This window comes from Streptomyces sp. OfavH-34-F (genome assembly GCF_022347745.1).
Lineage (GTDB): Bacteria > Actinomycetota > Actinomycetes > Streptomycetales > Streptomycetaceae > Streptomyces.
In genome coordinates, this window is sequence record NZ_JAKRGC010000008.1 from 18,486 (window position 1) to 29,102 (window position 10,617).

A 10,617-nucleotide genomic window follows, 5' to 3' on the forward strand; every position below is an offset into this window, starting at 1 on the left:
CCCTGAGAACGATAAAGGGCCGAACTCATGTAAAGGGTTTGATATACAGGGTGTCATGCATGAACACACGCCTGTCCCGGCTGACCTGCACGGCAAGACGGTCCTGCTGACCGGGGCCACTCAAGGAATGGGACGTCACCTCGCCCGCCTCCTGGCGGCCCACGGTGCCACCCTGCTGCTCCACGGACGCGACCGGGAAAGGCTTGCCACGGTCGCCGAGGAGATACGTAAGCAAGCCCCCGACACGGCGGTGCGCACCTACCGGGCCGACCTGGCCGACCTTGAGCAGGTGCGCACGCTGGCCGACGCCGTCCTCGCCGCCGAGCCACGGATCGACGTACTGGTCAACAACGCCGCCACGGGCGGCGGCAGCGACCCGACCGTGCGCGAGACGAGCCGCCAGGGCCACGAACTGCGGTTCGCCGTCAACCACCTGGCGCCCTACGTCCTCACCCACCGGCTCCTGCCTCTCCTCGCTGCCTCGGCACCCGCGCGCGTGGTCAACGTGGCATCGGCCGGGCAGGCACCCGTCGATTTCGACGACGTGATGCTCGAAGTCGGCTACGACGGGGTGCACGCCTACTGCCGCAGCAAACTGGCCCTGATCATGGCCACCTTCGACCTGGCAGCCGAGACCGCACAGCACGACGTCACCATCAATGCACTGCACCCGGCGCATCTGATGGACACCCCCATGGTGCGGCAGAGCGGCTTCACCCCCGCCGCGAGTCCGGACGACGGCGCCAAACCGGCGCTGCGGCTCATCACCGACCCCGCGCTGCGTGCTGTCACCGGACGGTACTTCGACCAGTTCGACGAGAAGCCCGCACACGCCCAGGCGTACGAGGCGCAAGCCCGGGCCCGGCTGGCAGCACTCACCACGAAACTGACCGCACCGTTCCTCGCATGAGCGCCTCCGCGCCGGCCGCCCTCCGTCCCGAACCGGGAACACTGCCGGGACGTCGACGCCCTCGCCCGCGAGTTCGGTGTGCGGGCTTCCCGGTGGAACGAAACTCCCCTGCGGCGCGCACCGGACACGCGTAGGCTTCCGCCATGCATCTTTCGTCCTGTGCGAGCTGGTGGCGCTCCTTGTAGGAGCGGCCACTTCTCACGCATGACCGGGCCGTTCGGACGAACGGCCCGCTCGTGGTCCCTGGGACAGGGGCGTGTCGTCGTCGGATCGGCGCCACGACCACCAGGAGACCGACATGACCTCCCTCTCTCAGCGCACCACCCCGGACCGTTCGCCCGCCCCTGCCCCCGGTTCGTCCACGGATGTACTCGGGACGCATACGCAGCGGGCACGCAGCGCGGTGCTGGAGGAACAGATCCGCGCGGAGCCCGGGCGGTTCCGGGTACTGACCGGCGACCGTCCCACCGGACGCCTCCATCTGGGGCACTACTTCGGCACCCTGCACAACCGGGTGCGTCTGCAAAACCTCGGCGTGGAGACCTACGTGCTCATCGCCGACTACCAGGTACTGACCGACCGCGACGTGGCGGACGACATGGCCGGGCACGTCGAGGGGCTGCTCCTGGACTACCTCGCCATCGGAGTGGACCCCGCCCGCAGCACCGTCTTCACGCACAGCGCCGTGCCCGCGCTCAACCAGTTGCTGCTGCCCTTCCTGAGTCTCGTCTCGGTGGCCGAGCTGAGCCGCAACCCCACGGTCAAGGACGAGATCGCGCACTCCCGGCAGTCCTCCGTGAGCGGTCTGATGTTCACCTACCCCGTGCACCAGGCCGCCGACATCCTCTTCTGCAAGGGCAATCTGGTGCCGGTCGGCCAGGATCAGCTCCCCCACCTGGACATCACCCGCACCATCGCCCGCCGCTTCAACGACCGCTACGGCGCCGGCACCACGGTCTTCCCCCAGCCCGACGCCCTGCTCTCGCCCGCACCCCTGCTCCTGGGGACGGACGGAGCCAAGATGAGCAAGAGCCGCGGCAACGCCATCGCCCTGGCCGCCGGGGCCGACGAGACCGCCCGGCTGATCAAGGGGGCCAGGACCGACTCCGAGCGACACATCACCTACGATCCCGCCAACCGCCCGGAGGTCTCCTCCCTGCTCCTCCTGGCGGCCCTGTGCCAGGACCGCACGCCGGACGACGTCGCCGCGGACATCGGTTCCGCAGGGGCCGCCGCGCTCAAACGGGTGGTGACGGAGGCGGTCAACGAGTACCTGGCCCCGATCAGGGCCCGCCGGGCCCGGTACGCCCAGGATCGTGGCCGCCTCCGCGCGATCCTGCGGGAGGGCAACGAGCGCGCCAACGCCGTCGCCGACAGCACCCTCGCCGAAGTCCGTACGGTCATGAACAACCGCTACTGACCGGCACCGGCGTCCTCACCGGCGGGGCGGGGCCGAACCTCGTCCGCCCGTCGCAGCGAGGCGAACGTCCCGCCGGGGCGGTGAGAGAACCGTCCCGGCGGGCCGCCGTCGTACTGCCCGCGGAGCCGTGGCGTCGGCTGTGCGCGGGCGCGGTGGTGGCTACTTGCCGAAGTAGGCGTCGTAGATCGCCACCGAGGACGTGTTGCCCTTCTTGTCCGTGACCTTGGCCTTGAACGAGAGCGACTTCTTCTTCGCCGGGTTCTTCACCGAGATCGCGCCCTTCTTGACCGCGGTCTTCTTCCAGCTCTTCCCCGCGTCATAACTGACGTAGACCGCGAGGGACTTGAGGTTCTTCCCGGCGGCCGCTCCCTGGACCGTCACCGGCACGGATACGGACTTGCCGGCCTTGGCCGTACTGTCCAGCGCCACCGCGGGCGCGAAGCGGACCATGGAGACCGGCAGGGCGGCGAGCGCCTTCGTCCGGCCGGAGCGGAAGGTCCAGCTCGCGTCGATCCGGGTGGAGACGGAGGCGACGTCGGCGGCGCGCCGTACCGACGTGGTGAGCCGGTAGTCGGCCGCGGCCGCCGGCACGGTGACCGTGGTTTCGCCCGACAGCGGGTCGTTGTTGGAGGTGAGCACCTTGCCGTTGCGGTAGAGCACCGTCTTCACCGATTTGTACACGGAGTTTCCGGCGTTCCGGTTGCCGTCGGCGGCGAGCGGCATCATGCCGGTGATCTCGTCGCCGTCGCGGAAGACCCCGAAGTCGGCGTTGACGTACGGCCCGAACACCGCGGTGTTCACCGTCTTCGTGTACGTCTTGCCGGCCTTGAACGCCTTCGGGGCGCCGAGTGAGTACGAGGCGTCGAGGCGCGGGTATCCGTCCGCGTCGAGCGGGCCGTTCTGGATGAAGTCGTATCCCCACCGCACCTTGTCGAGGGTGGAGACGTACGAGGTGGTGGTGGCCGGAAGCTTCTGGGTCGTGCCGGCCGACCACCCTCCGAACGTGTCGGGCAGACGGCCCGAGGGGTAGACGTCACCGGTCTTGCCCTTGACGGAGGACCCGGTGCGGATGCTGACCTTGGCCAGTTGTCCGCTGCCGATCGCACGGTGGTAGCCGGTCGCCACCCGGCTCACGGCGCCGCCGAGCGCGATGTCGTACCGGGTCGCCGCTCCCTTGCTCCATGTGCCGTACCAGTGCTGGGAAAGCTCGACCCCGGTCGTCTTCGGGCCGACGTGCGCGGTGCGCAGTTGCTTGTACGAGGGAAGCACCCAGCCGTTCGAGTAGCCGTTTCCGTCCTGGGCGACCTCGATGTCGGGCGAGGCCATCACGGACTTCACGCCGGTCGCCGGAAGGGTGAACTCCACCGGCTTGGCCTGGCGGGCGTCGAACGTCACCGTGGTGTTCCGGGTGAGGTTCAGCTGAGGCTGAACGAGCCAGTCGACGCCCTTGCCGAGGTCGTCCGGGTGGACGTACACGGCCGAGCTGAGGACGTATCCGCCCTTGGGGAGGCGGAGCTTCGCCGTTCCGTCGACGGTCTTGGGGGACTCCCACACGCCGTCCGCCGCGCCGCCCATGCCGTAGACGTCGCTCGTGGTGTAGGGGGCCGGTTCGCCGTCGCGCCCGATGGTCCGGAGCGTGAGGTCGTACGACTCGCGCTCGCGGTCGACAGCGGCTGCGGTGCGGACGGTCTGCCCGCCGCCGGTCGCGACCACGTAGGCGGAGTATCCGCCGTCGAGCGTGCCGCCGAGCTTGGTGTTCACGGTCAGCGGCACCTCGGCGGTGCCGCCCGCCGGGACGGTGACGCGGGTGGCGCCGAGGGCGAAGAAGCCGGCCGGGGCGGGCTTGCCCGTCGGGCCGGTGCCCTGGACGGTGAGGGCGAGTGTGACATCGCTCGTGCCCAGGTTGCGGTACGACACCTTCTTGGTCACCGGCGCGTCATCGTCGTGCGGCCACTGCTGGACGCCGTAGCTCACCGAGACGTTGTCGGCGATCACGGACTGGGTGATCGCCCGGTCGACGGCGATGCGGCCCGAACCCTGCTGGAAGGGGGTGTACTTCCCCGGCTTCGTGGAGGACGCGAGCGCCCCCTTGAGCTCGGTGTACTTCCAGGCGGGGTGTTGCTGCTTGAGGAGTGCGGCGGCGCCGGCGACGTGCGGGGTCGCCATCGACGTACCGGAGATCGTCAGATAGCCCGCCGGGCTCTGGCCGACCTCCTCGTCGATGACGGAGCCGGGTGAGGCGGCCGCCGTGATGTCCACGCCGGGGGCGGTGACGTCGGGTTTGATCGCCCCGTCGCCGACCCGGGGGCCCCTGCTCGAGAAGTCCGCAAGCAGGTCCTTGTCGTCGACCGCCCCGACGGTCAGCGCGGCGTCCGCGCTGCCGGGGGAGCCGACCGTGCCCGCCGCGTCGCCTTCGTTGCCCGCCGCGATGGTGAAGAGCACACCGCTGTCGGCGGACAGCTTGTCGACCGCCGCCTCCAGCGGGTCGATCTCCGGGGTGTCGGTTCCCCCGAGGCTCAGGTTGACGATGTCGGCGCCCTGCGCGACCGCCCACTCCATGCCGGCCAGGATGCCGGAGTCCTCGCCGAAGCCCTCGTCGTCGAGGACCTTGCCTTCGAGGAGCCTGGCGTCCGGCGCCACGCCCTTGTACTTCCCGCCCGATTTCGCGCCTGTGCCCGCCGCGATGGAGGAGACGTGGGTGCCGTGGCCGAAGCGGTCCTTCGTGTCGGGCGAAGCGGAGAAGTTCTTCGCCGCGAGGATCTGGCCCTTGAGGTCCGGGTGAGTGGCGTCCGCGCCGGTGTCCAGGACGGCGATCTTGACGCCCTTGCCGGTGTAGCCGGCCTTCCAGGCGGTCGGGGCGCCGATCTGCTTGACGCTCTTGTCGAGGCTCGCCCTGCGCACACCGTCCAGCCATACCCGGTCGATCCCGGGGGCCATGGTGCGCTGGACGCCGCCGGACGGTTTGCTGGTGAGCGCCTGCCAGACGGAGCGGGCGTCCTCCTGCGAAGTGGCCAGCGCCTGGGCGCCCAGCGACTTCAGCGCAGGTCCGACGCGGGTCGCGCCCGCCTCGGACACGTCGGCCTGCGCGGCCGCGGCCGATGCGCCCCGGTAGGAGACGATCAGCTGCAACCCCGACTTCCGGGCCCTTCGGTTCTCCGCCCGGCTCAGCTCGGTGACGTCGAACAGCCGGCGGTCCAGTTTCCCGGAGCTGATGAGCCGGTGGGCGTCGGCGGGGACGAGCAGGGTGTGCCCGTCCCTGGTCTGTCTCTGCACGGGTATGTGCTCGCGCCCCGCCGCGGGGCGGAACCCGAGTACCCGGCCTTCGGCGTCCGTCGTGACGCGGTCGCCGGTGATGAGCGTCAGCTGGTGCCGTGCGCCGGACGCGTTTCCGGCCGGCTGCGACGGGCTGTTGTCGTGTGCCACGGCCGGGGTGGTCAACCCCGCCGCGAGCGCCACGGCCGCCGCTGTGGCGACGGTGGAGACACATGCTCTTCTCACGTGCTTGCGCAACTCTCCCCCTGGAGAATCGGGCGGCCCCCGAGGGGGCCGGTGGGCAGTCGGCGCCGATGCGTATCGGTGCCGGCTGTTTCACCCGTAGAGAGGGGGAAGGTTTCGAATGGGTTCACAGCAGGCGCACATATGGCCGGAGTTGGACGGTCTCACCAGCCGGTTCCAAGTCTCCGGCGGGACCGCGGCCTCCTTTCCCCACCAGGGGACAGAGCCTTCCGCACGAATGTGTGTGCCGCCGATGTTTGGAAACGCCAACTCGGTAAAGACGGGCCTTACAACACCTTTATACAACCAGGTTGGAGGGTCCTCATGGGCATCATTGCTTGGATTTTCATCGGACTGCTGGCGGGCCTCATCGCCAAGGCGCTCATGCCGGGCAAGGACCCGGGCGGCTTCATCATCACGATGCTCATCGGCATCGCGGGCGGTCTTCTCGGCGGCTGGCTCGGCAAGGTCATTTTCGGCGTCGACTCCATCGACGGCTTCTTCGACCTCTCCACATGGATCGCGGCCATCGTCGGCTCGCTCATCCTGCTCGTCCTCTACCGGGTCTTCACCGGCAACCGCCGCCACGCCTGACCCCCACCGCATCCCAGCAGAGTCGCGTGAGGGCTTCCCCGGCGGGGAAGCCCTCACGCGACTGTGCGGGGCGGCTCGACCCCTTCGTCCTGCCCCCGCCAAGGACCGGTATCGGCCTTGCGCCTACGGTGGCGCGATGGTGTACGTACGGGAGATGAATGCGGCCGACGTCGAGGACGTTGCGACGATCCGAGTCCGGGGATGGCAGGCGGCGTACGCCGGCATCGTTCCCCAGGCATATCTGGATGCCATGACGGTGGAGGGCGATGCCCGTCAACGGCGGCAGTGGTTCTCCCAACCCGGACGACAGTTACGCGACCTCGTGGCGCTCGGCGACCGTGGCCCGGTGGGGTGGATCTGCTTCGGACCGTGGCGAGGTGAAGCGCCTGGACTGCGGCGGGTCGGTGAGATCTACGCCCTGTACGTCTCGCCGGAGCTGATCGGCCAGGGCATCGGCCGGAGGCTTTTGGAGGAGGCCCACGCGCAGATGCAGCGCCAGGGCTTCGAAGTGTCGGCCTTGTGGGTTCTCTCTGACAACCGACGAGGCCGGCGTTTTTACGAGCGGTCCGGTTATCAAGCCGACGGTGTCACTCAGGACGACCCCTACGACGAAATCACGCTCACCGAGCTTCGCTACCAGCGCGTGCTCTGAGGGCAGCAGTGACCGGCGCCCCGCAAGGCGCAGGCCGGCCGGACCGAAGCCGGCCGGCTCACGCCCCGTGGCAGGACAGCAGCGACCTCGGTCGGGCGGTCAGTCTCTTGGGTGCGGGCTCTCGGCGATCGCTTCAGTCAGTGGTTTGCGGGCCAGGGCCGGGACTTCGCAGTCGGCGGCGGCGTAGCCGACCGGGAAGAGGATGTAGGGCCGTTCGTTGCCGGGCCGCTGGCAGATCTCGGTGAGGAAGCCCATCGGGTTGGGCGTGTGCGTCAGGGTGCTCAGCCCCATCGCGTGCAGGGCGGCGATGAAGAAGCCGCACGCGATGCCCACGCTCTCGTTGACGTAGTAGTTCTTGCGCAGGGAGCCGTCCGGCATCGCCGTGCTCTTCTCGGCGAAGCAGACGACGATCCACGGCACGACGTCGAGGAAGCTCTTGTCGGAGTTCGTCTCCAGGCGAGCGAGGGCGGCACGCCACTCGGGCGGGATGCGGCCCCCTTCGTAGTTGACCTGCTCCTCTTCCTCGGCCGCGACCCGGATGCGGTGCTTGGTCCCGGCGTCACCGATCACCGCGAACTTCCACGGCTGGAAGTGGGCGCCGGAGGGAGCGGTGTTCGCCGCCGCCACAGCCAGGTCGATGCAGGAGCGCGGGACCGGTTCGTCGCTGAAGAACCGCACGCTGCGCCTGCCGTCGAGAAACGAGACGAAGTCCTCACCCCGCCGCACCATCTCGGCCTCGTCGTACCGGTCGGGGCGGTACGGGACGAACGGGTGGGTGTGCTGCCTCATGGTTCTCCTCTCGCCCACGGCGCTGGCCGCGCCCGGGGCACACAGCGTGGAGTGGAGGTGGACGATCAGGCAACAGCGAACCTGTTGCCTTGCTAATCTGACAAGAGAAGGGCCATTTGAGTGCCCCAGGGACGGCAGATCGGCAGATGTGGTGGCGCGACGAGGACTCGACCGGCTCGACGGCCGGATGCTGCGCGCGCTCCGTGAGCGTCCGCGCGCGGGCCTGCTGGAGATCGCCCGCCAACTCGGCGTCGCCCGGGGCACGTTGCAGGCACGGCTCGACCGGCTGACCGCGTCCGGCGTGGTGACCGGCTACGGACCGGACGTGGATGTCGCCGCTCTCGGCCACGCGGTCCAGGCGTTCACCACCTTCGAGGTGGACCAGCCCGCCCGCGAGGCCATCGCGGCGAGACTGCGGGCCGTGCCCCAGATCCTGGAGGCCCACGTGGTGACGGGTTCCGGCGACATCTGGTGCCGGATCGCAGGCACGAGCAACCAGCACGTGCAACAGGTGATCGACCACGTCCTGGAGGTACCGGGGGTCCGCCGCAGCGCCACGGTCATCGCCCTCAGCGCGGTCATCCCCTACCGGGTCCAGCCCCTGGTCGACGCGGTGGCCAGTACCCCGGCGGAAGCGGGAGACACCGCCGCCGACGGGGCGTGACGCGGAACCGGTGCGTAGGGCACAGGCGTCGCGGCCGACACCGGGAGGCCGCGGCGTTCGGCAGGTTCCGGCGCCCCGGAAGGGCCGGGGCGTACGTGAGGTGCCCGGCCCGGGGCGCAGCGCACCGAGCGGGGCCGGCCACCTCACTCGGCAGGCGGGGGCGCGGTCTCCCACACCCCCGCCGCGCCGCCGGCTCTCATGGCCCGTCGGCCACTCGGCGGCCCGCCGGCTCAGACGCCCGCGATCGACTGGATCCAGGAGCGGTACGCGGTCACGTTGGTGTAGGCCGTGTTGCTCTGGCGGTCGCTGGTGGACGCCACGCCGACCTGTACGCCGCCCGCCATCATCGGGCCGCCCGAGTCGCCGCCCGCGGTGATGCCGTTGCCCCAGGTGGCGCAGATCGCGGAGCCGCCGTAGGCGTCCGTGCAGCCGCGCGTGACCGTGACGTTGGCGACCTTCAGGTAGCGGGACTGGCAGTTGATCTCGGAGCCGCACCGGGAGGTCGCGCCCCAGCCGTACACCTGCACGCCCTGCCCGACGCGCACGGTGCCCGGCTGCCCGAGGGGGGCGTACGTGGCCGACACCGACCGGTCGAGACGGACGAGAGCCAGGTCGGCGCCGTGGGTGTAGGTCTGGACGCCGTTGGCGACGGTTCCGCCGCTGTACTGGTCAAGGCTGCCTATGCGGAAGGAGAGCCCGCCGCCGCTGACGCAGTGCTTGGCCGTGAGTATCCAGGTGGGGGCGATGATCGTGGACGAACACGTTTCCTGTCCGTTGGAATACAGGCGGGCGGCCCACGGGGCACTGCCCGCGTATCCGCCGCCGATGATCGGCTGCGGGCCGGTGGGAGCCGGCGAGGGTGCGGCGACCGCAGGCGCGGTGAGCAGGGCGAAGAGGCAGACCACCGCGGCGGCGAGTGCGGGCGCGAGTCTTGAAAGGCGCAAGATTCCTCGATCCTGACGACACGTCGTGTGGACGTGTGAGGGTGGGGGGACGGCCTGTGGGCCGTGTCCAGGGCGAACCGGCGCCATGACGGCAGTTGACGTCACGAATGACGACCGCTGTTCGGCATGAACATGACCTATCGTCACCCGGGCGCGACGCAATCGCCTACTCACACCTGGCCATAAATCCGGGTGATGCCATCACGCCGACGCCGGTGACGACCTCCGTCATGAGGTCCTGCGGTTCCCGCGCTGATCCCCTCGCGAAGAAGACGGCCCATGTGGCTTGCTTACGGGTACTCGCCCGAGGGGCCGCGCCCTAGACTGCGACCGCTCCGGAATCTGACGATCTTTTGGAGGATGTGCAGGATGAAGCGAGCCCTCATGACCACGTTGGCGACATTCACGCTGGTCGTGTCCGGGGGCGGCGTCACCGCCTCCGCTTCCGATGCCCCGCCCCGCACCACGCACGGTCCTTGCCAGTACGCCCAGACACCGGACGAACCGGCGGCCCGGCCGGTTCCCCTGCCGCCCGACCCGCGCCACACCCCCAGTCGCGGCACGATCGACATGGCCGTCCCGACCAGCCAGGGGCCGCTCCCCCTGAGTCTGGACCGGGCGAAGGCGCCGTGCACGGTCCAGAGCTTCGTACACCTGGCACGGCACCGGTTCTACGACCGCACGGTGTGCCATCGGCTGACGGCGTATCCGACGCTGAAGGTCCTGCAGTGCGGCGACCCGACCGGCACCGGCGAGGGCGGCCCGGGGTACGCGTTCAAGGACGAACTGCCGGTGGACCTGCCGCAGGTGCCGAGTGACCCGACCGGCACCCGGCGCCAGTACGGGCGCGGCCTGCTGGCGATGGCCAATGCGGGGCCGAACACGAACGGTTCCCAGTTCTTCGTCGTCTACGGGGATTCCGTGCTGCGGCCGAACTACACGGTGTTCGGCACGGTCGGCTCCGCCGGGCTGAAGACGCTCGACAAGATCGCCGCCGGCGGGATCGAGCCGACCGCGGAGGACCCGGCCTCCGTCGACGGGACGCCCGTACTGAGGACCGAACTGCGCAGCGTCCGGCGCTCCCACCACCATCACCACTGATCCACCGCGCTCCGCGTCACCGCGGGTCCGGGCCCCGGACCGGCCCCA

9 protein-coding genes are annotated in these 10,617 nt (G+C 69.9%); 6 read left to right on the forward strand and 3 right to left on the reverse strand.

Features of this window, described 5'->3' with window-relative positions:
- Window positions 1-55 precede the first annotated feature (55 nt).
- Window positions 56-910 carry an SDR family NAD(P)-dependent oxidoreductase gene (locus tag MHW47_RS03230; protein ID WP_239221056.1) on the forward strand — a complete coding sequence of 285 codons (855 nt, stop codon included), beginning with the start codon at window positions 56-58 and terminating at the stop codon, window positions 908-910.
- A gap of 298 nt (window positions 911-1,208) precedes the next feature.
- Window positions 1,209-2,330, forward strand: coding sequence for a tryptophan--tRNA ligase (gene trpS, locus MHW47_RS03235; RefSeq protein ID WP_239221057.1), 1,122 nt, complete (start codon window positions 1,209-1,211; stop codon window positions 2,328-2,330).
- A 159-nt stretch (window positions 2,331-2,489) separates the two neighbouring features.
- Here the strand turns inward: trpS and MHW47_RS03240 are convergent, their stop codons facing one another.
- On the reverse strand, window positions 2,490-5,840 hold the full coding sequence (locus MHW47_RS03240) for a S8 family peptidase (RefSeq protein ID WP_239221058.1): 3,351 nt from the start codon (window positions 5,838-5,840) through the stop codon (window positions 2,490-2,492).
- 309 nt (window positions 5,841-6,149) lie between these two features.
- Between MHW47_RS03240 and MHW47_RS03245 the strand changes: the two genes are divergently transcribed.
- Both MHW47_RS03245 and MHW47_RS03250 read left to right on the forward strand, forming a co-directional pair.
- Window positions 6,150-6,419: a GlsB/YeaQ/YmgE family stress response membrane protein gene (locus MHW47_RS03245; RefSeq protein ID WP_239221059.1), complete on the forward strand. Its 270-nt coding sequence runs from the start codon at window positions 6,150-6,152 to the stop codon at window positions 6,417-6,419.
- A gap of 136 nt (window positions 6,420-6,555) precedes the next feature.
- On the forward strand, window positions 6,556-7,071 hold the full coding sequence (locus tag MHW47_RS03250) for a GNAT family N-acetyltransferase (RefSeq protein WP_239221060.1): 516 nt from the start codon (window positions 6,556-6,558) through the stop codon (window positions 7,069-7,071).
- A 99-nt stretch (window positions 7,072-7,170) separates the two neighbouring features.
- Here the strand turns inward: MHW47_RS03250 and MHW47_RS03255 are convergent, their stop codons facing one another.
- Window positions 7,171-7,860 (reverse strand): nitroreductase family protein, encoded by a 690-nt coding sequence (locus tag MHW47_RS03255; protein ID WP_239221061.1) that lies wholly within the window; start codon window positions 7,858-7,860, stop codon window positions 7,171-7,173.
- Between the two features lie 151 nt (window positions 7,861-8,011).
- On the opposite strand from MHW47_RS03255, the gene MHW47_RS03260 reads away from it, so the two are divergent.
- Complete coding sequence (locus tag MHW47_RS03260) at window positions 8,012-8,524, forward strand: Lrp/AsnC family transcriptional regulator (protein WP_239221062.1); 513 nt, start codon at window positions 8,012-8,014, stop codon at window positions 8,522-8,524.
- Window positions 8,525-8,754: 230 nt separating this feature from the next.
- Here MHW47_RS03260 and MHW47_RS03265 read toward each other — a convergent pair whose 3' ends face one another.
- Complete coding sequence (locus MHW47_RS03265) at window positions 8,755-9,468, reverse strand: trypsin-like serine protease (RefSeq protein ID WP_239221063.1); 714 nt, start codon at window positions 9,466-9,468, stop codon at window positions 8,755-8,757.
- A 369-nt stretch (window positions 9,469-9,837) separates the two neighbouring features.
- Between MHW47_RS03265 and MHW47_RS03270 the strand changes: the two genes are divergently transcribed.
- Window positions 9,838-10,569, forward strand: coding sequence for a peptidylprolyl isomerase (locus MHW47_RS03270; RefSeq protein WP_239221064.1), 732 nt, complete (start codon window positions 9,838-9,840; stop codon window positions 10,567-10,569).
- Window positions 10,570-10,617 lie beyond the last annotated feature (48 nt).